Source organism: Amycolatopsis sp. NBC_00345 (genome assembly GCF_036116635.1).
GTDB lineage: Bacteria > Actinomycetota > Actinomycetes > Mycobacteriales > Pseudonocardiaceae > Amycolatopsis.
This window is the reverse complement of sequence record NZ_CP107995.1, coordinates 6,309,131-6,332,426: the sequence shown is the minus strand read 5'-3', so window position 1 is coordinate 6,332,426 and position 23,296 is coordinate 6,309,131. Positions and strand designations below refer to the sequence as shown.

General features: G+C 71.3%; 21 protein-coding genes. 14 read left to right on the top strand and 7 right to left on the bottom strand.

Going from position 1 to position 23,296, the window contains the following annotated elements:
* Entirely contained in the window at nucleotides 1–855 is an 855-nt protein-coding gene (locus OG943_RS28300) for a DUF3105 domain-containing protein (protein ID WP_442874570.1), read from the bottom strand.
* 182 nt (nucleotides 856–1,037) lie between these two features.
* On the opposite strand from OG943_RS28300, the gene argS reads away from it, so the two are divergent.
* The 6 genes from argS (at nucleotide 1,038) to rho (ending at nucleotide 10,004) form a co-directional block, all read left to right on the top strand.
* Complete coding sequence (gene argS, locus OG943_RS28295) at nucleotides 1,038–2,714, top strand: arginine--tRNA ligase (RefSeq protein WP_328603962.1); 1,677 nt, start codon at nucleotides 1,038–1,040, stop codon at nucleotides 2,712–2,714.
* 3 nt (nucleotides 2,715–2,717) lie between these two features.
* Nucleotides 2,718–4,148, top strand: coding sequence for a diaminopimelate decarboxylase (lysA, locus tag OG943_RS28290; RefSeq protein WP_328603961.1), 1,431 nt, complete (start codon nucleotides 2,718–2,720; stop codon nucleotides 4,146–4,148).
* A 105-nt stretch (nucleotides 4,149–4,253) separates the two neighbouring features.
* Entirely contained in the window at nucleotides 4,254–5,543 is a 1,290-nt protein-coding gene (locus tag OG943_RS28285; RefSeq protein WP_328603960.1) for a homoserine dehydrogenase, read from the top strand.
* Entirely contained in the window at nucleotides 5,540–6,595 is a 1,056-nt protein-coding gene (gene thrC / locus OG943_RS28280; RefSeq protein ID WP_328603959.1) for a threonine synthase, read from the top strand. The genes OG943_RS28285 and thrC overlap by 4 nt, the downstream gene beginning before the upstream one ends.
* Nucleotides 6,592–7,491 carry a homoserine kinase gene (gene thrB, locus OG943_RS28275; RefSeq protein ID WP_442874569.1) on the top strand — a complete coding sequence of 300 codons (900 nt, stop codon included), beginning with the start codon at nucleotides 6,592–6,594 and terminating at the stop codon, nucleotides 7,489–7,491. The genes thrC and thrB overlap by 4 nt, the downstream gene beginning before the upstream one ends.
* A gap of 416 nt (nucleotides 7,492–7,907) precedes the next feature.
* A complete protein-coding gene (rho, locus tag OG943_RS28270) occupies nucleotides 7,908–10,004 on the top strand; it encodes a transcription termination factor Rho (protein ID WP_328603958.1) in 2,097 nt (698 codons plus the stop codon).
* A 73-nt stretch (nucleotides 10,005–10,077) separates the two neighbouring features.
* On the opposite strand, the gene OG943_RS28265 is transcribed toward rho, so the two are convergent.
* Nucleotides 10,078–10,608, bottom strand: coding sequence for a CHAP domain-containing protein (locus OG943_RS28265; RefSeq protein WP_328603957.1), 531 nt, complete (start codon nucleotides 10,606–10,608; stop codon nucleotides 10,078–10,080).
* Nucleotides 10,609–10,844: 236 nt separating this feature from the next.
* Here OG943_RS28265 and rpmE point away from each other — a divergent pair, with 236 nt between their 5' ends.
* Together rpmE and prfA are read left to right on the top strand one after the other, a co-directional pair.
* Nucleotides 10,845–11,069: a 50S ribosomal protein L31 gene (gene rpmE / locus OG943_RS28260; RefSeq protein WP_091611534.1), complete on the top strand. Its 225-nt coding sequence runs from the start codon at nucleotides 10,845–10,847 to the stop codon at nucleotides 11,067–11,069.
* Nucleotides 11,070–11,158: 89 nt separating this feature from the next.
* On the top strand, nucleotides 11,159–12,229 hold the full coding sequence (prfA, locus tag OG943_RS28255; RefSeq protein WP_328603956.1) for a peptide chain release factor 1: 1,071 nt from the start codon (nucleotides 11,159–11,161) through the stop codon (nucleotides 12,227–12,229).
* Nucleotides 12,230–12,243: 14 nt separating this feature from the next.
* Here prfA and OG943_RS28250 read toward each other — a convergent pair whose 3' ends face one another.
* From OG943_RS28250 to OG943_RS28230, 5 genes are all read right to left on the bottom strand, one after another.
* Entirely contained in the window at nucleotides 12,244–12,978 is a 735-nt protein-coding gene (locus OG943_RS28250; RefSeq protein WP_328603955.1) for an SDR family oxidoreductase, read from the bottom strand.
* Nucleotides 12,979–13,180: 202 nt separating this feature from the next.
* Nucleotides 13,181–13,555, bottom strand: a complete 375-nt coding sequence (locus OG943_RS28245) for a hypothetical protein (RefSeq protein ID WP_328603954.1) — start codon at nucleotides 13,553–13,555, stop codon at nucleotides 13,181–13,183.
* Between the two features lie 411 nt (nucleotides 13,556–13,966).
* Nucleotides 13,967–15,409: a glycan biosynthesis hexose transferase WsfD gene (gene wsfD / locus OG943_RS28240; RefSeq protein ID WP_328603953.1), complete on the bottom strand. Its 1,443-nt coding sequence runs from the start codon at nucleotides 15,407–15,409 to the stop codon at nucleotides 13,967–13,969.
* Nucleotides 15,410–15,486: 77 nt separating this feature from the next.
* Nucleotides 15,487–16,278: a TIGR03619 family F420-dependent LLM class oxidoreductase gene (locus tag OG943_RS28235; protein ID WP_328603952.1), complete on the bottom strand. Its 792-nt coding sequence runs from the start codon at nucleotides 16,276–16,278 to the stop codon at nucleotides 15,487–15,489.
* Nucleotides 16,278–17,048: an alpha/beta fold hydrolase gene (locus OG943_RS28230; RefSeq protein WP_328603951.1), complete on the bottom strand. Its 771-nt coding sequence runs from the start codon at nucleotides 17,046–17,048 to the stop codon at nucleotides 16,278–16,280. The genes OG943_RS28235 and OG943_RS28230 overlap by 1 nt, the downstream gene beginning before the upstream one ends.
* Nucleotides 17,049–17,101: 53 nt before the next feature.
* Between OG943_RS28230 and OG943_RS28225 the strand changes: the two genes are divergently transcribed.
* The 6 genes from OG943_RS28225 (at nucleotide 17,102) to OG943_RS28200 (ending at nucleotide 23,257) form a co-directional block, all read left to right on the top strand.
* Nucleotides 17,102–17,449: a MerR family transcriptional regulator gene (locus OG943_RS28225; RefSeq protein WP_328603950.1), complete on the top strand. Its 348-nt coding sequence runs from the start codon at nucleotides 17,102–17,104 to the stop codon at nucleotides 17,447–17,449.
* Between the two features lie 74 nt (nucleotides 17,450–17,523).
* On the top strand, nucleotides 17,524–18,390 hold the full coding sequence (prmC, locus tag OG943_RS28220; protein ID WP_328603949.1) for a peptide chain release factor N(5)-glutamine methyltransferase: 867 nt from the start codon (nucleotides 17,524–17,526) through the stop codon (nucleotides 18,388–18,390).
* 63 nt (nucleotides 18,391–18,453) lie between these two features.
* Nucleotides 18,454–19,050, top strand: a complete 597-nt coding sequence (locus OG943_RS28215) for a cadmium resistance transporter (RefSeq protein WP_328603948.1) — start codon at nucleotides 18,454–18,456, stop codon at nucleotides 19,048–19,050.
* 145 nt (nucleotides 19,051–19,195) lie between these two features.
* Nucleotides 19,196–21,190 carry a M6 family metalloprotease domain-containing protein gene (locus OG943_RS28210; RefSeq protein WP_328603947.1) on the top strand — a complete coding sequence of 665 codons (1,995 nt, stop codon included), beginning with the start codon at nucleotides 19,196–19,198 and terminating at the stop codon, nucleotides 21,188–21,190.
* A 131-nt stretch (nucleotides 21,191–21,321) separates the two neighbouring features.
* A complete protein-coding gene (locus OG943_RS28205; protein WP_328603946.1) occupies nucleotides 21,322–21,972 on the top strand; it encodes an L-threonylcarbamoyladenylate synthase in 651 nt (216 codons plus the stop codon).
* Nucleotides 21,973–22,099: 127 nt separating this feature from the next.
* On the top strand, nucleotides 22,100–23,257 hold the full coding sequence (locus OG943_RS28200) for a glycosyltransferase family 4 protein (RefSeq protein ID WP_328603945.1): 1,158 nt from the start codon (nucleotides 22,100–22,102) through the stop codon (nucleotides 23,255–23,257).
* Nucleotides 23,258–23,296 lie beyond the last annotated feature (39 nt).

Below are 23,296 nucleotides of genomic sequence, written 5' to 3'. Positions count from 1 at the left end.
TCACTGCCCGGCCGGCGGGGCCGACGGCATGCCCGAGCCGACCGGCGCGGTGCCGGAGTCGCCCTGGGCGCCCGTGCTGCCCTTGTAGTCCATCGGCTTCGCGTCCGGGCCCGGCTTGCTCGGGTCGAACGGGGGCGGGTTGCTCGGGTCGAACTGGCCGGGGCCGAGCGCGTCGCAGGACGCGCCGATCTCCGGGTAGACGCCGTTCGGGTTGGTCCGCAGCGCGGCGATGAAGTCGTCGATGCGCGGGTCGTCGGCCTTGTCCAGCTTCAGCTGGTGGCCCCACGACTGCAGCGAGATCGGCTTGTCCAGGCCCGGGTACGGCGACATCATCGTGTACGGCTTGCCCTTGACCCGCGCGGACAGCAGGGCCACCTGGTCCCCGGTGATCTGCTGCGGGTTGTAGGCGATCCAGACGGTGCCGTGCTCCAGGCTGTGCACCATGTTCTCGGTGCGCACCGCGTTCGGGTAGACGACGCCGTTGCAGGCGGCCCAGTAGCCGTCGTGCGGCCCGCCGAAGGGCGGGGAGTGGTCGTAGGCCACGCGCTCGGTCGGCAGGATGTGCACCGAGCCGGCGTAGGTGGCGGTGATCACGCCGGGGATCTTCTTGGACGGGTCCGGGTTGGACGCGCTCGGCGCGTACGAGGCCGCGGCCGCGTCACGTGACTTCTGGTCACGCTGCGGCGCGGACTTCACCATGTAATAGGTGATCACCGAAGCCAGGAGGGCCACCACCAGGATGACACCGGCGATGGTGCCCCATGGTGTGCCCTTCTTGGCGACGACCGAGCGGGCCTTGGCCGCCCTCATCGCCTTGGCGGGCGTCCCCTTCTTCCTGGTTGTCCCGTTCGCCATGGTTCCCGCGATCTCCTCGTGAGGGATTGGAGGGATCCGGACGGACCCTGCCCTGGGCCAGTGTAGAGACCGGGCGTCTGGTGACCGTGAACACCTCTCACGATCACCGTGGGTGTGACCGCGCTCCCGGGACGCCCCGGCCGCCGTGGGCGTCCGACCTGGGCACACCTAGAATTCGGCGAGTGACTCCCGCCGCTCTCGCCGACCTGGTCCGCAGCTCCGCCGTGCAGGTGCTCGACGCACGAGGCGTCGACGTCGCCGTGCTGCCGGAGCAGGTGACCATCGAACGCCCGCGCAACCCCGAACACGGCGACTACGCGACCAACCTCGCCCTGCAAGTGGCCAAGAAGGCGGGCCTGAAGCCGCGGGAGTTCGCCGAGGCGCTGGCCGAGGTCGTCTCGGCCGCCGACGGGGTCGACGCCGCCGAGGTCGCGGGGCCCGGCTTCCTCAACTTCCGGCTCGCGGCCGGCGCGCAGGGCGAGGTCGTCCGCCAGGTGCTCACCGCGGGTGACGGTTACGGCCGCGGCGACGCGCTGGCCGGGCGCGTCATCAACCTCGAGTTCGTCTCGGCCAACCCGACCGGCCCGATCCACCTCGGCGGCACCCGCTGGGCGGCGGTCGGCGACGCGCTGGGCCGCGTGCTGGGCGCGCAGGGCGCCGACGTCACGCGCGAGTACTACTTCAACGACGCCGGCGCGCAGATCGACCGCTTCGTGCGCTCCCTGATCGCCGCCGCCAAGGGCGAGCCGGCGCCGGAGGACGGGTACGCGGGCGGGTACATCACCGACATCGCGGCCGAGGTGATCAAGGCCGAGCCGAGCGCGCTGTCGCTGCCCGAGGCCGAGCGGCACGAGGCCTTCCGCCGGATCGGCATCGAGCTGATGTTCAGCGAGATCAAGCAGAGCCTGCACGACTTCGGCACGGACTTCGACGTCTACTTCCACGAGAACTCGCTGCACGAGTCCGGCGCCGTCGACGCCGCGGTGCAGCAGCTCAAGGACTCCGGCAACCTCTACTTCGAGGCGGGCGCCTGGTGGCTGCGCTCCAGCGAGTACGGCGACGACAAGGACCGCGTCGTCATCAAGACCGACGGCAACCCGGCCTACATCGCCGGTGACCTCGCCTACTTCAAGGACAAGCGCAACCGCGGCTTCGACCTGTGCATCTACATGCTCGGCGCGGACCACCACGGCTACATCGCCCGGCTCAAGGCGGCGGCCGCGGCGTTCGGCGACGACCCGGACAGCGTCGAGGTGCTGATCGGCCAGATGGTGAACCTGGTCAGCGACGGCAAGCCGGTGCGGATGTCCAAGCGCGCGGGCACCGTGATCACCATGGAGGACCTGGTCGAGGCGGTCGGCGTCGACCCGGCCCGCTACGAGCTGATCCGCTACTCCGTGGACTCCAGCCTGGACGTCGACCTGGACCTGCTGCGCAAGCACTCCAACGACAACCCGGTCTACTACGTGCAGTACGCCCACGCCCGGCTGCGCTCGATGCAGCGCTCCGCGGCCGATCTCGGCCTGAAGCCCACTGTGCTCAATTCCACTGTGGACGTCGATTTCGGACTGCTGACGCTGGCGGTCGAGGGCGACCTCATGCGCACCATCGGCGAATACCCCGCCATGGTGCGCCGCGCCGCCGAAATGCGTGAGCCCCACCGGGTCGCGCGCTATCTCGAAGAGCTGGCCGGCGCGTTGCACAAGTTCTACGCCGTACGCGAGGCGCGGGTCCTGCCGCAGGGCGACGAGGAGGCGACCCCTCTGACCTACGCCCGTCTCGCGTTGTGTGAAGCCGCGCGCCAGGTGCTGGCGAACGGCCTGTCCCTCCTCGGTGTCTCCGCTCCGGAACGGATGTAACGAATGGCGCACCCCGCGGGCCCCCGCCACGCCGACGTCTACCCCCATGCCGACGCCTCCGGGTTCCCGCCCGCGAGCGCCGTCGAGCTTGACCAGCTGCCCGCGAAAGTGTGGCCGCGCAACACCTTCCGCGCCGCCGACGGGGTGGTGCGGATCGCCGGCGTCGACGTGCGCGAGCTGGCCGAGACCTACGGCACGCCGTTGTTCGTGGTCGACGAGGCGGACTTCAAGTCCCGCTGCGCCGACTACGCGGAGGCGTTCGACGACCCGGCGCTGGTGCACTACGCGTCCAAGGCCTTCCTCTCGATCGAGATCGCCCGCTGGGTGGCCGAGCAGGGGCTGAGCCTGGACGTCTGCAGCGGCGGCGAGCTGGCCGTCGCGCAGCGCGCGAACTTCCCGGCCGAGCGGATCACCTTCCACGGCAACAACAAGTCGGTCGCCGAGCTGGAGTACGCCGTTGACGCCGGGGTCGGCACGGTGGTGGTCGACTCCTACTACGAGATCGCCCGGCTCGCCGACGTGGCCGCGCAGCGCGACGTCGTGCAGCCGGTGCTGGTGCGCGTCACGGTGGGCGTCGAGGCGCACACCCACGAGTTCATCGCCACCGCGCACGAGGACCAGAAGTTCGGCTTCTCGCTGGCTTCGGGTGACGCCGCCGAGGCCGTCCGCCGGGTGCTGAACGCGCCGTCGCTGCAGCTGACCGGCCTGCACAGCCACATCGGCTCGCAGATCTTCGACGCCGACGGCTTCGAGGTCGCCGCCCGCCGCGTGGTCGGGCTGCTCGCCGAACTGGCGAAGGAGCACGGCCGCGATCTGCTCGACCAGCTGAACCTGGTCGACCTCGGTGGCGGCTTCGGCATCGCCTACACCGAAAAGGACAACCCGCCGCCGCCCGCGCAGATGATCACGCAGATCCGCGAGATCGTGCGCAAGGAATGCGCGTACGCGGAGCTGCCGGTGCCGCGCATCGCGGGGGAGCCGGGCCGCGCCATCGCCGGCCCGGGCACGATCACGCTGTACGAGGTGGGCACCATCAAGGACGTCGCGCTCGGCGACGAGACCGCGCGCCGGTACGTCAGCGTCGACGGCGGGATGAGCGACAACATCCGCACCGCGCTGTACGACGCGGTGTACGACTGCCGCGTCGTCTCGCGCTCCGCGGACGACGGGACCGACCCCGCGGCCGCCACCCTGTCCCGAGTGGTGGGAAAGCACTGTGAATCCGGCGACGTCGTCGTCCGGGACTGCTGGCTGCCCGACACACTGGCCCCCGGCGACCTGCTGGCCGTCGCGGCGACCGGGGCCTACTGCTACTCCATGGCGAGCGGCTACAACCGGCAGCCGCGGCCGGCGGTGGTCGCCGTGCGCAACGGCGGCGCCCGGGTGCTGCTGCGGCGGGAGACGACGGACGACATGCTGCGCCTGGAGGTTTGAGAAGTGCCCACTGTGTCTCCACGGTCCACTGTGTCTTCTGGTCCCGCTGGGTCTTCCAGTCCCGCTGGGTCTTCCAGTCCGGCCGGGTCTCCCTCGGACGGTCGCGTGATCAGGGTCGCCCTGCTCGGCTGCGGCACGGTCGGCCGTGAGGTCGCCCGGCTGCTCGTCGAGCAGGCGGACGAGCTGGCGGCGCGCGCCGGGGCGCGGGTGGAGCTGGCCGGCATCGCCGTGCGGCGCCCCGACAAGCACCCGGAGCTGCCGCAGGAGCTGATCACCGACGACGCGGCGGGCTTGGTGGTCCGCGACGACGTGGACGTGGTGGTCGAGCTGGTCGGCGGCATCGAGCCGGTCCGCGGCTGGCTGCTCGCCGCGCTGAGCGCCGGGAAGTCGGTCGTCACGGCCAACAAGGCGCTGCTCGCCGAGCATTCGGCCGACCTGTTCGAGGCCGCCGACGCCGCGGGCGTGGACCTCTACTTCGAGGCCTCCGTGGCCGGTGCCATCCCGCTGCTGCGGCCGCTGCGCGAGTCGCTCGCCGGTGACCGCATCACGCGGGTGATGGGCATCGTCAACGGCACCACGAACTACATCCTGTCCGCAATGGACTCCACCGGCGCGGGTTACGCCGAGACGCTCGACGAGGCCGGCCGGCTCGGGTACGCCGAGGCGGACCCGACCGCGGACGTCGACGGTTACGACGCCGCGTCGAAGGCCGCGATCCTCGCGTCGCTGGCGTTCCACACCCGGGTCACGGCTTCGGACGTGCACCGCGAGGGCATCGCCGACGTCACGGCGGCCGACCTGGTCGCCGCGCGGGTGCTGGGCCGCACGGTGAAGCTGCTGGCCATCTGCGAGCGGGTGACGGCCGACGACGGCGCCGAATCCGTCTCGGCGCGGGTGCACCCGGTGATGATCCCGCGCGGGCACCAGCTGGCCGGCGTGGGCGGCGCGTTCAACGCCGTCTACGTGGAGGCCGACGCGGCGGGCGAGCTGATGTTCTACGGCCAGGGCGCGGGCGGCGCGCCCACCGCGAGCGCCGTGCTCGGTGACCTGGTGGCGGTGGCCCGCAACCAGGTCGCTGGCGGCCGCGGCCCACGCGAGTCCGCGCACGCCGCGCTGCCGGTGCGCCCGATGGGCCAGACGCCGACGCGCTACCACGTAAGCCTCGACGTCGCCGATCGCGCGGGGGTGCTCGCGCAGGTGGCGCAGGCCTTCGCGGGCCACGGCGTGAGCATCGCCGCGGTGCGCCAGCGCGACGCCAACGACACGGCGAGCCTGGTCGTGGTCACCCACCTGGCGCCGGACGCGGCGTTGCAGTCCACTGTGGACGAAATCGCGAAGCTTGACGTGGTGCACGAAGTTGTCAGCGTGATGCGGGTGGAGGGCGAAGACGCATGAGTGCGTGGCCTGGAATCATCGAGGCGTACCGAGACCGGATCCCCGTGCCCGACGGCGCGAAAGTGGTGACGCTGGGCGAAGGCAACACGCCGCTGCTGCCGGCCGCGCACCTGTCCGAGGTCACCGGCGCCACGGTGTACCTGAAGGTGGAGGGCGCGAACCCCACCGGCTCGTTCAAGGACCGCGGCATGACCGTGGCCATCACGCACGCGCTGGCCAGCGGGCTCAAGGCGGTGATCTGCGCGTCCACCGGCAACACCTCCGCGTCGGCGGCCGCGTACGCCGCCCGTGCCGGGCTCACCTGCGCGGTGCTGGTGCCGCAGGGCAAGATCGCGATGGGCAAGCTCGCCCAGGCCGTGCTGCACGGCGCGCGCATCCTGCAGGTCGACGGCAACTTCGACGACTGCCTGGAACTGGCCCGCAAGACCGCGGCCGACTACCCGGTGACGCTGGTGAACTCCGTGAACCCGGTGCGCATCGCCGGGCAGAAGACGGCCGCGTTCGAGATCTGCGACGTGCTCGGCCGCGCGCCCGACATCCACTGCCTGCCGGTCGGCAACGCCGGCAACATCACCGCGTACTGGGCCGGATACTCCGAGTACGCCGCGGACGGTGTGGTGAACAACACGCCGCGGATGTTCGGTTTCCAGGCGGCGGGCGCGGCCCCGCTCGTGCGCGGCGAGCCGGTGGCCGAGCCGGACACCATCGCGACCGCGATCCGCATCGGCAGCCCGGCGTCGTGGGCCGGCGCGGTGACCGCCAAGGAGTCTTCCGGCGGGCTGTTCGAGGCGGTCACCGACGAGAAGATCCTCGAGGCCTATCGCCTGCTCGCGAACCGTGAGGGCGTGTTCGTCGAGCCGGCGTCGGCCACCAGCGTCGCGGGCCTGCTCGCCACCGCCGCGGACGGCCGGCTGCCGAAGGGCTCCACCGTCGTCTGCACGGTGACCGGGCACGGCCTCAAGGACCCGGCCACGGCGCTGGAGGGCAACGTCGAGGTCGAGCCGCTGGCGGTGGACCCGTCGGCGGTGGCGACCGCGCTGGACCTGCGGTGACTGTGCGGGACGCCGCCGTGGGATTCCGGGTGACCGTCCCGGCGTCCACGGCCAACCTCGGCCCCGGTTTCGACGCGCTCGGCCTGGCGCTGGCCCGCCACGACGTGGTCGAGCTGCAGGTCACCGAGGACGGGCTCAAGGTCGAGGTGATCGACGCGGGCGCCGGCGGTATCGCCGACGTGCCGACCGACGAGACGCACCTGGTGGTGCGGGCGATCCGACGGGCGTGCGCGCACCTCGACGTCCGCCCGCCGGGGCTGCACCTGCGCTGTTTCAACAACATCCCGCACGCGCGCGGGCTCGGCTCCTCGGCGGCGGCGGTGGTTTCCGGGGTGGCGGTGGGTTACGCGCTGGCCGGCGTCCCGCTCGACGACGGGGCGCTGCAGCTGGCGGCCGAGTTCGAAGGCCACGCCGACAACGCGGCCGCGAGCCTGCTGGGCGGCCTGGTGGTGGCGTGGTCGGAGAACGGCCGGTTCCACGCCGAGCGGGTGACGCCGAACCCGGCGATCCGGCCGGTCGTGGCGGTGCCCGCGGTGAAGTCGTCCACCGACGCCGCCCGCGGGCTGCTCCCGCCGCAGGTCCCGCACGCGGACGCGGCGCACAGCGCGGGGCGCGCCGCGCTCTCGGTGCTGGCCATGACCGTCAAGCCCGAGCTGCTGCTGGCGGCCACGGAGGACCGGCTGCACCAGGATTACCGCGCGAGCGCGTACCCGGAGAGCACCGGGCTGGTGCGCACGCTCCGTGCTCGCGGGATCGCGGCCACGATTTCCGGCGCCGGCCCGACGGTACTGGCTCTCACCACGAGCGGAGCATTGCCGCCCGAAACCGACGTCACCGGTTTCGACGTCGCGGAGCTGGGCGTGGACCTCGCCGGTGTGCAGGTTGCAGCTCTGTAAAGCCCCGGTCACGGGGCAGGGGGCAGCCGCGCCACGCGGGGGGTGGTTGTTGCACCCGGGTGTGCGTCGGTCTACCCTCGGGGGCGTTCGATCACCGTGCGTTTCCGCACCCGGTGCCGGTCCTGTCCACTCCTCGGGAGTCTCCGGATCGCATCCTTCGTCGATCCGCCGATCCGCACCGCATGAGCTGCGGGAAAGCGGAGGACGCAGGCGGGTTTCCGGTTTCGGCGGTGCCGAATTCCGTTTCCTCCGTTTGGGGGAGGCAAACACCCCTGTGCTGGCGGCGCTCTCGCTGTGTCTCGCACGGCTAGGCGCGACTCGTCCGCATCGGAAGCAAATGCCGTTTCGCGATCAGACGCGATCGGCGGCAGTCCGCTGATCCACCTGGAGGCGTGGATCGGTCAGGAAGGACATGTGTGAGCAACACCGATCTGTTGAGCGGCGACGTGGAGACCCCCGCCGCGGCCGTTGAGAGCAATGGGGCCGCGGCCGCTCCGAAGCGCCGCACCGGGGGCCTGTCCGGAATGGTCATCGCCGAGCTCCGCCAGCTGGCGGGCGAACTGGGCGTGGGCGAGACCACCGGGATGCGCAAGGGTGACCTGATCGCGGCCATCCGCGAGCGTCAGGGCAAGACCAAGAAGCGGGCCGCCGGTACGGCGGAGACGCTTCCGCTCGAAGGCGTCGGCGACGCTCCCGAGGCCGTCAAGGCCCCGAAGGCGGTCAAGACCGAGGAGCCGGCTCGCGCCGCGAAGAAGCGCGAGGAGGCCCCGGCCGAGGCACCCAAGGCCGAGAGCAACGGCTCGGCCCCGGTGGCCGAGGCGCCGCAGAACTCCGCCCCGGCCGAGCAGCGGCCCGCGCAGCAGGAGCGTCCGGACGGCGACGGGCAGCAGCAGGAGGAAGGCGGCCGCGGCCGTCGCCGCCGCGGCTCGAACCGCGCCGCGGGCGCCCCCGAAGGCCAGCGTGACGGCGGCCAGCGTGGTGAACGCGATGGCGGCAACCAGCAGCGCGGCGACCGTGCCGAGCGCGACGGTGGCAACCAGCGCGCCGACCGCGGTGACCGGGCTGACCGTGGTGACCGGGCCGAGCGTGAGAACGGCAACCAGCGTGGCGACCGCGACAACCAGCGCGGCGACCGTGGCGACCGTGGCGACCGGCAGGGCAACCGGGACAACCGGGGCGGCCAGGACAACCGGCAGCGGAACAACCAGCAGGACAGCGGCAACCGCGGCCAGCAGGACAACCGCCAGCAGGCCGGGGACGACGACGAGGAAGGCGGCCGTCGTGGCCGTCGCTTCCGCGACCGTCGCCGCCGGGGCACCGGGGGCGGCCAGCGCGAGACCGGCTCGCCGGACACCGAGATCCGCGACGACGACGTCCTGCTGCCCGTCGCGGGCATCCTGGACGTGCTGGACAACTACGCGTTCGTCCGCACCTCGGGCTACCTCGCCGGGCCGAACGACGTGTACGTCTCGCTTTCGCTGGTCCGCAAGTACGGCCTGCGCCGCGGTGACGCCATCACCGGTGTCGTGCGCCAGCCGCGCGACGGCGAGCAGCAGCGGCAGAAGTTCAACCCGCTGGTGCGCGTCGACTCGATCAACGGGCTGGACCCGGACGAGTCCAAGCGCCGCCCGGACTTCACCAAGCTGACGCCGCTGTACCCGAACGAGCGGCTGCGCCTGGAGACCGAGTCGCACAAGCTGACCACCCGCGTGATCGACCTGATCATGCCGGTCGGCAAGGGGCAGCGCGCCCTGATCGTGTCGCCGCCGAAGGCCGGTAAGACCACGATCATGCAGGACATCGCCAACGCGATCGCGACGAACAACCCCGAGTGCCACCTGATGGTCGTGCTCGTGGACGAGCGTCCGGAAGAGGTCACCGACATGCAGCGGTCGGTGAAGGGCGAGGTCATCGCCTCCACCTTCGACCGCCCGCCGTCCGACCACACCTCCGTCGCGGAGCTGTCGATCGAGCGGGCCAAGCGGCTCGTCGAGATGGGCCACGACGTCGTCGTGCTGCTCGACTCGATCACCCGCCTGGGCCGGGCCTACAACCTGGCGGCCCCGGCGTCCGGCCGGATCCTGTCCGGTGGTGTCGACTCGACCGCGCTGTACCCGCCGAAGCGGTTCCTGGGCGCGGCGCGCAACATCGAGAACGGCGGCTCGCTCACCATCTTCGCCACGGCGATGGTGGAGACGGGCTCCACGATGGACACGGTGATCTTCGAGGAGTTCAAGGGCACCGGCAACGCCGAGCTCAAGCTGGACCGGAAGATCTCCGAGCGGCGCGTGTTCCCGGCCGTCGACGTCAACCCGTCCGGGACCCGCAAGGAGGACCTGCTCCTCTCGCCGGACGAGCTCGCGGTCACGCACAAGCTGCACCGCGTGCTGCACGCGCTGGACTCCCAGCAGGCCATCGACCTGCTGATCTCGCGTCTGCGCAAGACGAAGACCAACATCGAGTTCCTCATGCAGGTCTCGAAGACGGCCCTCGGCTCGAACGACGACGACTGATCGTTCCCCGCAATCCGTTAAGGCCTCCTTACCCGCGTTCCACGCGGGTAAGGAGGCCTTAACGGCGTTTGGCCTACTGGTGCGGGACGGCGGCGGGGGTCCAGCCGCGGTAGTTGGAGAAGTAACTGGTCGCGCTGCCGTGGCCGATCGCGCCGTTCACGCTGGTGGCGTAGAAGCCGCCGCTGCCGTCGGCGATGCCGACGTGGCCGTACGCGCTGATGTTCCAGTACACGAACGAGCCGAGCGGCGGGGTGCCGCTGGTGTGCTTCGGGCTCGCGCCGTTCCAGTGCGCGTTCGCCGAGGCCCAGACGCCGGTGGTGCCGTAGGCGTTCTCGGCGGCCTTCTCGCAGTAGCTCTGCCAGCCGGTGCTGCCCATGTGCGCCTTGTACCAGGCGACGGCGCCGGCGGCGGTGCCGTCACCGGCGCTGTCGACGCTCACCGTGCTGGAGGGCAGTTCGGTGAACGTGGCGGCGGCGGGGTGGACGTCGGCGGCCGTGATCCCGGTGCTCGCGTTCGCGGCCGGGGCGGCGATCACCGCGGCGGCGACCAGCGCGGCCACGGCCGCGGGCTTCGCCACCCGGGAGAGCAGGTCGGTCGTGCGCATGCTGAACCTCCTACCTGTGGGTAATTCACGAACCCGGCGAGCATCGCGCCAGCAGGTACAAGATTCGTACAATCGGATGCTGGTTGAGGGCTCAACCGCTGGTCGCCGGGGCGTGGAATACCAGGTCACCGGGGTGTGTTGAAGCAGCTGTCAGCCCGTCTGGCAGAATGACCCGCTGAAGTCCGGCACCGGTTCACCCCATCTCCGGGGACCCGGGGCCAACGAGAGAGGACACCATGAAGAGCGGTATTCACCCCGAATACGTGACCACCCAGGTCACTTGCAACTGCGGGAACAGCTTCACCACCCGCAGCACCAAGGACTCGGGCGAGATCCACGTCGAGATCTGTTCGAACTGCCACCCGTTCTACACCGGCAAGCAGAAGATCATGGACACCGGTGGCCGGGTCGCGCGGTTCGAGAAGCGCTACGGCAAGCGGCAGAAGACCGACGCCAAGTAGCTTGGTCAACGGCGCCCACCCGCATGCTCGGGTGGGCGCCGTTTTTTGTCCTGTTACAGCTTGTTTTCGAGGCCGGGAAAGAGGCACACGTGGATTCGACGTCGCTCAAGGGTCTGCTCGAAGAGCACGCCCAGCTCGAAGAGCAGCTGGCGGATCCGGCCGTGCACACCGACCAGGCCCGGGCCCGCAAGCTGGGCCGCCGCTACGCCGAGCTGGGCCCGGTCGTCCGCGCGGTGCGTGAGCTCGACGAGACGCGGGACGACCTGTCCGCCGCCCGTGAGCTGGCGGCCGAGGACTCGTCCTTCGCCGAAGAAGCCGCCGAGCTGGCCGCGAAGATCCCGGACCTCGAGTCCCGGCTCACCGAGCTGCTCCTGCCGCGCGACCCGTACGACGGCTCCGACGTGGTGATGGAGATCAAGTCCGGCGAGGGCGGCGAGGAGTCCGCGCTGTTCGCCGGCGACCTGCTGCGGATGTACCTGCGCTACGCCGAGCGGCATGGCTGGAAGGCCGAGGTGCTCGACTCCACCGACTCCGACCTCGGCGGCTACAAGGACGTCACGCTGTCGATCAAGAGCAAGTCGGCCGACGTCGACGGTGTCTGGTCGCGGCTGAAGTTCGAGGGCGGTGTGCACCGCGTGCAGCGGGTGCCTGCGACCGAGTCGCAGGGCCGCATCCACACCTCCGCCTCCGGGGTGCTGATCTACCCGGAGCCCGAGGAGGTCGAGGTCGAGATCGACCCGAACGAACTGCGCATCGACGTCTTCCGCTCGTCCGGCCCCGGCGGCCAGAGCGTGAACACCACCGACTCGGCCGTGCGGATCACGCACCTGCCGACCGGCATCGTGGTGTCCTGCCAGAACGAGAAGTCGCAGATCCAGAACCGCGCCCGCGCGCTGCAGGTGCTCCAGGCGCGGCTGCAGGCCATCGCCGAGGAGGAGGCCGCCGCGAAGGCGTCCGACGCCCGGCGTTCCCAGGTCCGCACGGTCGACCGCTCGGAGCGCGTGCGCACGTACAACTTCCCGGAGAACCGCATCTCCGACCACCGGGTGAACTACAAGGCCTACAACCTCGACCAGGTCCTCGACGGTGACCTCAACGGCGTGCTCGACGCGCTGGCCACCGCCGACCGCGAGGAGCGGCTGGCTTCACAGTCCGGCTGAGACGGCCCGCTGCGTCACAGCTGGGTGCCGCCGCCGTCCACCGTGAATTCGGCGCCGGTGGTGTAGGTGGCGTCGAAGGCCAGGAACAGGGCGGCCCGCGCGACCTCCTCCGGCTTTCCCAGCCGCTGCATCGGGATCTGGGCGGCGAAACCGGCCAGCATTTCGTCCGCCACCTCGGCGGGCAGTCGCTTGTGCAGAATGCCGGTGTCCGTCGGCCCCGGGCGCACCGCATTGACCCGTATGCCGCGCGGCAGCAGTTCGCGGGCCCAGGTTCGCGCCATCGACCGGAGGGCCGCCTTGCTCGCCGAGTAGACGGTGTGGTCCGGCTGCCCCAGCTCGTTCGAGATCGAGGTGGTCAGCACCACGCCGCTACCTTCGGCGAGCAGCGGAAGCAGCCGCTGCAAGGTGAAGTAGGGCCCCTTGGTGTTGGCCGCGAAGATGTCGTCGTACGTCTGCTCGGTCATCGCCTCGAACGACACCAGGCTGGTGGTGCCCGCGTTCAGGAACACCGCGTCCAGCCGACCGAGCGCCGCCTCGACCTTCCCCGCCAGCGCGTCGATGTCGGCTTTTGAGGTGGCGTCGCTGCGGACCGCGATCAGCCCCTCTTCACTCGCCGTTTCGAGCGTGGCTTCCGTGCGGCCCGTGACCATCACCCGAGCGCCCCCGGCCGACAGCAGACGGGCGATCGACAGGCCGATCCCGCTGCTGCCGCCGGTGACGAGGGCGCGCTTTCCGTCGTATTTTCCCATGCCCCAAGTCAAATCCCGGACGGCGACGGCGTCCAAGACCGGATCGGCAATCCGTCATGCCCGCACGGCATGTCGGCACGCTCAGCCGAAGATCGTGGCCCGGCCTTGGGCCGAATCGAACATGGCGCCGCTGTCGTGGCCGAGGAGCAGGACTGGTCGATCCCGTGGTCCTGATGGACGTCGTCACCGCCGAGCAGGTAGGTCACTTTGCGGTTCGCGTACTGGCCGGCCAGCTGCTCGCCGGTGAGCCGGCCGATTCCGGGCACGAACCGGGCAGCCCCTGGCCGACCGGCCGGTCCGGCGTGAAGTACAGGTACGACGACGGATTCGCGGTGACGTAATGGAACGACACACCCGGCAGCTTCGCCGGCGCGGCGCCGGCCACCGCGTAACGCTGGATGAACTGGCCGCCGGCGGAATGCCCGATCAGGGTGATCCGGGTCAGGTCCGGGAAGTGCTGCTTGTCCGCGAGCCCGGCCAGTATCTCGTCCACCACGGTGAAAGAGCTGATGCCGGCGGGGGAAACCGAATCGCCCCCGTCTTTCCACGACGTCTCGTCGCCGTTGGTCCACGACACGTCGCCGTCCGCGGGATCGTCCTTCGAGGTCTGGAAGTGCGGCGCGACGATCTCGGTCGTGGAGTCCGCGCCCGCGTCGTGGGCGCCTCGACCGTCCGGTCGAAGTAGCTCGCGGCATTACGGCCGGTGCCGTGGATGACAACGACGGCCTGGGTCGCCGTGCTGGTGCCGGTCAGCGGGTAGCTGCTGTACTGCCTGCACGCTTTCACGCTGGCCGAGGGCGCCTCGCTGCCGTACTACGCTGACGGCCGCCACGGCGGCTGAACTCCCGAACATGAACGCTCCCTTCGCGCAGAAAACCGGTCGGCGAGGACACCGTGCGGATGTGCCTCGGCGGCACGTTAGAACCCACCACCGGGGACCGGTCCCCGGCGCGAGGCCAAGAGGCTCGCGAATTTCCGGCTCAGCGCGTTAGCGGACCGCTTCCATCGTCTCCGTCACCGGCTCGCTGTCCGTCGCGGCCGGCTCGGCCTCGGGCTTCCCGGGGCGCGGCAGCAGGCTGATCCCGGCGAAGACCACGGCCAGCACGGTCGGGAACAGCGTGAGTAGCTGATGCTTCACACCCTCCACGCCCTCGCCGAGCGCGGACAGCCCGAGCTGGCCGACGGAGAAGAACAGCAGCAGGAACAGCACGATCCCGTATTCACGGCCGTGTTCATGGCGGCGGAAGGCGCGGACGCCGGCCCAGCCCGTGAGCAGCCAGACCGGGATCAGCACGAAAAGCCCGAGCGGGGCGGCCAGCGCGGCCAGGCCGGAGAACACCGGCACGCGATATTCCTTCGACAGCCTCGGTTCGCCGGACAGCTCGCCGAAGCTGCCGAGGTTGTCCGGGCGCGCGGTGAGCGTGTCGACCCCGCCCTGCTGCAGGATCTGGGCCACGCGCACGGGGTGCGTCGCGTAGTAGTGCGCGATGTTGCGGCGGCTGATCTGGTCGCGGTAGCGCGGGTACAGCGGGTCGTGCCAGGCCGCGCCCGGGCTCCACCAGCCGGTGCCGATGTACTGCGCGAACGACGGCGGCAGCCCGAGGGCGGCGAGGTCGGCGTTCGTGTCGTGCTTGCCGTCCACAATGGAGTCGAAGACGGCGTTGTACATGTTGGCCTCGCGGTATTCCGCGTTGGCCGGGTCGCCGTGCGACTGCATGCCGAACGTGCCGGCGCCGACGATCGCGAGCACCGCCAGCGGCAGTGCCCAGCGGGCCCGGCCACGCGTGCCGGCCGGCCGGGCCATCAGCACGGCGATGACGAAAAGCGGGATGAGCAACAACGTCTGCGACTTCGCGTTGATCCCGATCAGTCCACCGAGGACGGTGACGACGGCGCCCGCGTACCGCAAGTGCTTGCGGTGCATGAGCACCAGCCCGCCGGCGATCAGCAGGATGCCGAGGAACGCCGCACCCTCGCTGAGCGTGGACGCGAAGTAGCCGAAGAACGCGGAGTCGCCCATCACGAGCAGCAGCAGCGCGGTGGCGATCCAGCGGTACCGCCCGGTCAGCTCCAGCCCGAGCACCGTGGCCGTGATCGCGGCGGCGACCAGCACGCAGGTGATCACCCCCAGCACGAGCAGGTTGAGGATGCCGGTGGAGCCGAGCAGCGTGCCGGCCTTGTTGGCCAGCCAGTCGAGCCAGCTCTGGCTGGAGACGTAGTCGCTGGTGCAGGGCACGCCCTGGCCGTAGCTGAAGCGCACCCAGCCCTCGGACGGGCGGTCGAGCTGCTTGCCGCCGAGGCCGCAGAGCAGCCGCCACCCGTCGCCGTTGTCCGCCATGCCGATCGGACGCGGGACCAGGAACCGCACCAGCAGCAGCGCCAACGAGGCGACGAAGACCGTCAGGCCGAAGCGCAGTTCCTTGGATCGCACCGGCCGATTCTAGGAGATGACGGTGGGCGATCACCGATGACCTGGAGCGGGGCCCTTTTCCGCGAACCGGCGCCCGGTCAGCGGACGGCGGCCGCGAAGGCGCGCATCCGGTCCTCGTACCCGGCGTCCGGTCCGAAGTGCACGGCTACGGCAGCGGCACCGGCGGCCGCGTATGCGTGGTAGTCCGCCACCGCGCGGTCGAGGTCCGCTTGATCGCCGGACCACTCCATCCGGGCCATGGGCCGCACCGGTCGCTCCGTGGCGAGGCCGGCCAGCGTCCGGGCACGCTCGGCGAAAGCCGCCGGGTCCAGGCCCGCGCTGAGCCACGCGTCCCCGGCGCGGGCGGCCCGGCGCAGGGCGACCGTCGAATTGCCGCCGACCAGGATCGGCACGCGCGCGCCCGGCTGCGGCTCGAAATAACCGCCCGACGGGCCGCGGCCCGTGGTGAACAGGCGCTCCAGCAGGGCCAGCGTCTCGTCCGTGCGCTGGCCACGACCGGCGAAGTCTGCGCCGACCTCGGCGAACTCCTCGGCGTTCCAGCCCACGCCGACACCGAGGACCAGCCGCCCGCCGGACAGCCGCGACAGCGTCGCCACCTGCTTGGCCAGCACGTACGGCTCCCGCAGCGGCAGGATCAGCACCGACGTCCCCAGCCCGATCCGCTCGGTGGCCGCGGCGACGTACGCGAGCGTCACCAGCGGTTCGTACGTGCCGCCGTAGACCTCGCCGAACGGCCCGGGCGGCAGGATGTGGTCGGGCAGCCACACCGACTCGTAACCCAGCTCCTCGGCGAGCCGGGAGAGCTCGGCGAACTGCCGGGGGTCGAGGTCCGGGGCCTCGTTGGGCAGCAGCAGTTGCAGGTCCACCATCACGCCACCTCCGCCAGGAACGGGCCGATCGCCGCGAGCCACTCGTCGCGGGCCTCGACGCCGATGTTGTGCCCCGCCTCGATCTCGACCAGCTTCGCGCCGGGGATGCCGTCCGCCAGCTCGCGCGAAAGCGTGGGGGAGGCGAGGCCGTCGAGGCTGGTCGCGATCACCAGCGTGGGCACCGCGATCCCGGCCAGCTCGGCCCGGGTGTCCACCGACTCGACCAGCGCGACCTGCTCGGGACTGCCCTCGGGCACGAACGCGGCCAGCTCCTTCACCGCCGTCTCCAGCTCGTCCGGGGTGAGCGTGGCCAGGTGCTTGACCCCCGTGCCCGCCAGCATCAGGTACCGGGCGAGCAGCTCGCGGTCGCCGCCGAGCAGGGACTTCCAGACGTCCACGGCCAGGCGCATGCGGTTGTCCATCCGGGCGAAGCCGGACGTCAGGACCAGGCCGGTGACCCGCGACGGGTGCCGGGTCGCCGCGCGCACCGCGACCGCCGTGCCCAGCGAGTAGCCGAGGATCGCGAACCGCTCGACCCCGGCGGCCGCGGCCGTGGCGACGAGCTCGTCGGCCACCTCGTCCAGGACCAGGGGGACCGTCGACCGCGGTGTGGCGCCGGAGCCGGGGTAGTCGGGGCCGACGACGGTGCGGGTGCGGGCCAGCTCGTCGAGGATGCCCCCGAAGTTGCCCTCCACGCCGCCGCCACCGCCGTGGGCCAGCAGCAGCCCGGGGCCGGAGCCGCGCACCACGGCTGCGAAATGTTTGCTCATGCCCGCGACGTTAAGTGCTGACATCGGTGTGAAGGTCAAGTCTTGGGGGTCGTGTGCTGATCGGTGAGTTGTCGAGGCGGACGGAAGTGAGCCCGCGGCTGCTGCGTTACTACGGCGAGCAGGGGCTGTTGCCGTCCACGCGCAACAGCAACGGCTACCGCGTGTACGGCGAGGACGCCTTGGTCCGCGTCTGCCAGATCCGGCGCCTGCTCGCGGCCGGGCTGACGACGGAGGTGATCGCGGGGGCGCTGGGCTGCGTCGACGGCCCGGAGGCGCGGCTCGACCCGTGCCCGCAGCTGGTCTCGCTGCTGCACGGCGAGCTGGCCGCGATGGACGAGCGGATCGACGCGATGCGCCGGCAGCGGGGCTCGCTCGCCAGGTACTTGTCCGGCCAGGCGTGACCGTCCTGGGCGCGGTGTCGATACCCTGGGAATTCCCCCTGCTGTGTCAGGCTTGACGATGTGAAGGACGACCAGTGAATCGGCAGCCGCTGCGCCTGGCCATCATGGAGGCGACCCGGATCCTCACCGAGGCCGGCGTGGAGTCCCCGCGGTCGGACGCGGACCTCATCGCCGCGCACGTCCTCGGCGTCGAACGGGGCAGGCTGCCGATGGTGCCGCTGGTCGACCCGCCGGTGATCGAGGCGATCGGCCAGCTGGTCGCGCAGCGGGCCAAGCGCATCCCGCTGCAGTACCTCACCGGCTGGGCGGCGCTGGGCAACGTCACGGTGAACGTCGGCGCGGGGGTGTTCGTCCCGCGGCCGGAGACCGAGCTGCTGCTGGAGTGGGGGCTGAAGTTCCTGCAGGGGCGCGAGTACCCGGTGGTGGTCGACCTGTGCACGGGCTCGGCCGCGCTGGCGCTGGCGCTGGCACACGAGCGCCCGGACGCCGTGGTCTACGCGGTCGACGTGGACGCGCAGGCGCTCGCGTGGGCCCGCCACAACGCGGACGTCCACTCCGACGCCGGCAACACCCCGATCCGCCTGTACTCCGGCGACATCACCGACCCGACCATGTTCGCCGAGCTGGACGGGCTCGTCGACCTGGTGCTGTGCAACCCGCCGTACGTGCCCGAGGGCACCTACGTGCCGCCGGAGGTCGCCGAGCACGACCCGGCGCGCGCGGTGTTCGCGGAGGAGAGCGGCCTGGCGATCATCCGCCACGCCGTCGCCGCGGGCGCCCGCCTCCTGCGCCCGGGCGGCGGCCTGGCCATCGAGCACGACGACACGCACGGCTCGGCCGCCCCGGCCCTGGTCCGCGCGCGCCGCGTCCTGACCGGCGTCGAGGACCACAACGACTACACCGGCCGCGCCCGCTTCGTGACGGCTCGCCGCCTCGGCTGAGGCGGTGGCACAGCAGGTCGTGCCCGGGTACTTGGTGATGCCCGACCGGCCTGCGGTCCGGTCGTGAGCTTCGGCGTCCTCGACCAGGCGATGGGCCTGTTCGCCGTCACCAACATCGACGACATCGTGATCCTGGCGCTGTTCTTCGCCCAGGGCGCCGGGCACCGTGGGGCGGCGCGTGCCGTCGCCCTCGGCCAGTACCTCGGCTTCCTGGTCATCCTCGCCGTCTCCGTGGCCGCGGCGTTCGGCGCGACGTTCCTGCCGGAGGGGGCCATCCCGTACCTCGGGCTGCTGCCGCTCGCGCTCGGTATCAAGGCCGCGGTGCAGGCGTGGCGGCGCCGCGACGACCCCGGCGAGGACAAGGCGGGCGAGGGCCGCGGCCCGAAGATCCTCGAGGTCGCCGCGGTCACCTTCGCCAACGGTGGCGACAACATCGGCGTTTACGTGCCGGTCTTCGCCACCGCGGGCGTCGGCGGCATGACCGGGTACGTGGCCGTGTTCCTCGTCCTGGTGGCCGTCTGGCTGGTGGCGGGCCGGTTCTTCGCCACCCGGGCGGCCATTGCGAAGGCCCTGTCGCGGTGGGGGCACATCCTGCTCCCGGTTGTCCTGATCGGCATCGGCCTGCTCATCCTCGTCGAAGGCGGCGCGTTCGGCCGGTAGTGCTTTTGCCCGCTAATCACCCCCGCGCCCGACTTTCGTCGTGAGGCATGGGGGTGGATTTCGTTCGCAGCCCTAACTACCGGCCCTACGGTCGATCTTCGGGCCGCCCTCCCCGAGGCGGCCGGAAGTTCGTGAAGGAGCGTGGATGAAACTCTCCTACCGACGCACGAGAAACGCGAGCAGGGCCCTTGCCGTCCTGGTCGCCGCGGCGTTGCTGCCGGGGCTGGCCGCCGGCACCGCGTCGGCCGACCCGCTCACGCGCGGCTGGCCCGCCCCCATCGACGCCTCGCGCTGGACCGACCAGGCCGCCATGACCTGGGACGACTACCGCAAGATCCCCGGCACCGACTGGGCCGACCCGGCGCTGAAGCCGACCCAGCGCACGTTCAAGGGCGCCGTCGTGCTCACCGACTACCCCGACCAGGACTTCGTCGTCACGAAGGCGCCGCACTCGACCGTGTTCGGCAACCCCGGCCCGAGCGCCCACGACCTCCCGCGCGACGGCGTCGCGAAGTACTACCAGGACTTCCTCAACAAGCCCGAGGCCCTGAACCACGGCCACACCATCAACGAGTACTGGATGGAGGACTCCGGCGGCCGCCTCGGCGTCGACCTGACCGCGTTCGGCCCGTACCGGATGCCCGGCAAGTCCTTCGAGTACGGCATGGAGTTCCAGCAGGGCGCCTGCCCGAAGGGCGCGAACTGCAATCGGAACCTCCGCACGGACGCGGCGGCCGCGTGGCGCGCCGACGTCGGCCCCGTGGCCGACCAGTTCGACTTCGTCTTCTTCCTCTCCGCGGGCCAGGACGAAAGCTCGACCTGGCAGGAGTTCGGCGAGATGAAGTTCGGTACCAAGGAAGCCGTGCCGGACGAGTTCGGCCCGCCCGGCGACGAGACCCTGCCCAACTGGGCGGACACCCGGTACGTGCCGTGGACCTCGTGGGCCTCGGCCGCGAGCATCTGGCCCAACGCGCAGAACGGCTCCTCCACCCAGGCCGAGAGCTCCGGGCAGGCGGTCTACGCGCACGAGTTCAGCCACATCCTCGGCATCGGCGACAACTACAACAACCCGTTCGGCGACCCGCCCCAGCGCAGTTACACCGGCCCGTGGGAGATGCTGTCCCGCGGCAGTTTCAACGGGCCCGGCGGACCGCACACGCGCTGGCAGATCCCGGCCACCGAGGGCGGCTCCATGGGCGCGCACCACATGCTGCGCAACAAGCTCAAGCTCGGCATCGTCGACCCCGCCGACGTGCTGCGGCTCGATCGCGACCAGCTGGCGAAGACCGGCCCCGTCACGGCGCGGGTGACCGCGCGCGAGGCGGCGCCGGAGCCCGGCGCGTACACCGGCATCACCATCGCGTTGCCGGGCGGCGACAAATCGCCGAAGTGCGACGGCGACACCGACCCGCTGTGCGACGGCGGCGGTTACGACAACTACACCGTCGAGGTCGTCGACCGGATGGGCTCGGACTCCTTCGCGCCCGACTCCGGCGTGCTGCTGGCCAAGACCAAGAACCGCGACGACGCGCCGTTCGAGTGGATCGTCGACGCCAATCCGCAGGACATCGGCCTCACCGACTACGTGAAGCCGGACGGCACGCCGGTGAAGGCCACCGTCGGCGACTACCGGCAGCTCAACGACGCCGCGTTCAAGGCGGGCACCGGCGCGTCCGGCGCGTACGAGTACACCGACGAGGCGAACCGGCTGCACTTCTTCGTCACCGACGTCAAACGGGACGGCAGCGGGATCCTGTCCTACACCGTCACGGTCGCTTCGCTCGACGGCGCGGGGCCGCAGACGCGCGGTGCGGCGCTGCTGCCCGCCCTGCCCGCGGTCACCGACGGCGGGCTCGCGACGTGCGACTTCCGCCTGTTCAACACGGGTTCGGCGCGCGGTGCGAAGGCCCCGTACGACTCCGACACCTACCGGCTGAGCGTCAGCACCGACGCGAAGGGCTGGGAGGTCCGCCTGCCCAACGAGCTGACGACGGCGAAGTTCGGCAAGGCGGCCCCGGTGCGGGCCTACGCGAAACGGGCTCCGGGCGCGGCCTACACCGCGCAGGTCAGGCTCACCGCGACCTCGGTCGCCGATCCGTCCCGCACGAGCACCGCGACCTGCGCCGCGATCGGCTTCTGAGCCGCCCTGGTCGCCGAATGCGCCCCAATGTGGCGTTCGGTGCGTTGAACGCACCGAACGCCACATTGGGTGCGTTCAACGCAACCAACGCCACATTGGGGCGCTCCGGAGGGCGGGCTAGGCTTCGCGGCATGAGCACGGTGTACGACTGCAGCAAGCGCGAGTCCCGGGCCGAAGGGCTGGCCGCCGCGGCCGCCGCCGTACGGTCCAGCCGGCTGGTCGTCCTGCCCACCGACACCGTTTACGGGATCGGCGCGGACGCCTTCGACGCGGGCGCCGTGCAGGCGCTGCTGCGGGCCAAGAACCGCGGCCCGGACATGCCGGTCGGCGTGCTCGTCGGCTCATGGTCCACTGTGGACGGTCTGGTGCTCGGCGTGCCGCCGCAGGCGCGCGCGCTGATCGAGGCGTTCTGGCCCGGCGACCTGTCCATCGTGCTGCCGCACGCGCCGAGCCTGCAGTGGGACCTCGGGCAGTCGCGCGGCACGGTGATGCTGCGCATGCCGCTGCACCCGGTCGCGCTGGAGCTGCTGCGCGACGTCGGCCCGATGGCCGTGTCGAGCGCGAACGTCTCCGGTCGCCCGCCCGCGGCCACCGCCGCCGAGGCGCAGGACCAGCTCGGCGACTCCGTGGCGGTGTACCTCGACGGCGGTTCGAGCGGCGAGCCGGTCGCGTCGTCGATCGTGGACCTCACCGGCGACACCCCCGTGGTGCTGCGCGAGGGCGCGGTCACGCGGGCCGCGATCGCCGAGGTGATGGGCATCGCCGTCGAGTCGCTCGCCTGAGCGGGGGAGTCCACAGTGGTCCGCCCGGCCCGCCGCAGCGACCCGGTGACAGTCGTTTACAACGCTGTCTCACGGTCGCGGTAGCGTGACGCGGTGACTCGGACCCCCCGGCAGGCGTGACGCGGTCATGCCCCCTGTGCAAGGACTTCTCCCGATCCGGGAGTACCTCCTCGTCGCGCTCACCGCGACGGCTGTGACGTTCCTGCTCACCGGCGTCGTCCGCCGTGTCGCGATCCGCATCGGCGCGATCGCCAACCCGCGCGCCCGCGACGTCCACGTGACGCCGATCCCGCGCATGGGCGGGATCGGCATCTACCTCGGGGTCGCCGCGGCGATGGGGCTCGCGCACCAGCTGCCCGCGCTCAGCCACGGTTTCGACGTCTCGCTCGACTCGGTCGGCGTGCTGCTCGCGGCCGGCGTCATCTCGCTCATCGGCGCGCTGGACGACCGGTTCGAGCTGGACGCCTGGACGAAGCTCGCCGGGCAGGTGATGTGCGCCGGGATCCTGGTCATCTTCGGCGTGCAGTGGGTGTCGTTCTGGGTGCCGTGGGGCGGCCAGGGCGACTCGTTCGGCTCCGTGCTGGTGCTGGACAAGAACCAGGGCGCGCTGCTGACCGTGCTGCTGGTCGTGGTGATGGTCAACGCGATGAACTTCGTGGACGGCCTCGACGGGCTCGCGGGCGGCCTCGGCTTCATCGCCGCCTCGGCCGTCTGCGCGTTCTCCCTCGGCCTGCTCGACAGCTCGGGCGGCGACTTCGGCTCGTACCCGCCGGCGCTGATCGCGGCCACGCTCGCCGGGGCCTGTCTCGGCTTCCTGCCGTACAACTTCCAGCCCGCCAAGATATTCATGGGCGACTCGGGATCGATGATGATCGGGCTGGTGCTCGCCGGCGCGACGACGTCCGCCAGCGGCCGGGTGAACTACACGCACTTCAGCGCTTCGGACGCGCTGGCCCTGCTTTCGCCACTCGTCGTGGTCGTCGCGGTGCTCTTCGTGCCCTTGCTGGACCTGATCATGGCCGTGATCCGCCGCACCCGCCGCGGCGAGAGCCCGTTCGCGGCGGACAAGATGCACCTGCACCACCGGCTGCTGGAGATCGGCCACTCGCAGCGCCGCGCGGTGCTGCTCATCTACTTGTGGGCCGGGATCCTGGCGTTCGGCGCGGTTTCGCTGACGCTGTTCGACGGCTCGGTGAAGTTCTGGGTGATCGGCCTGGCACTGGCGGCGGCCGTGCTGGTTTCGATCGTCCCGAGGCTGCGCGCGCGTCACCGCCCGAGCGTGTAGCACCGGGCCGGACCTGGTCCGGGACCACCTCTATACTGG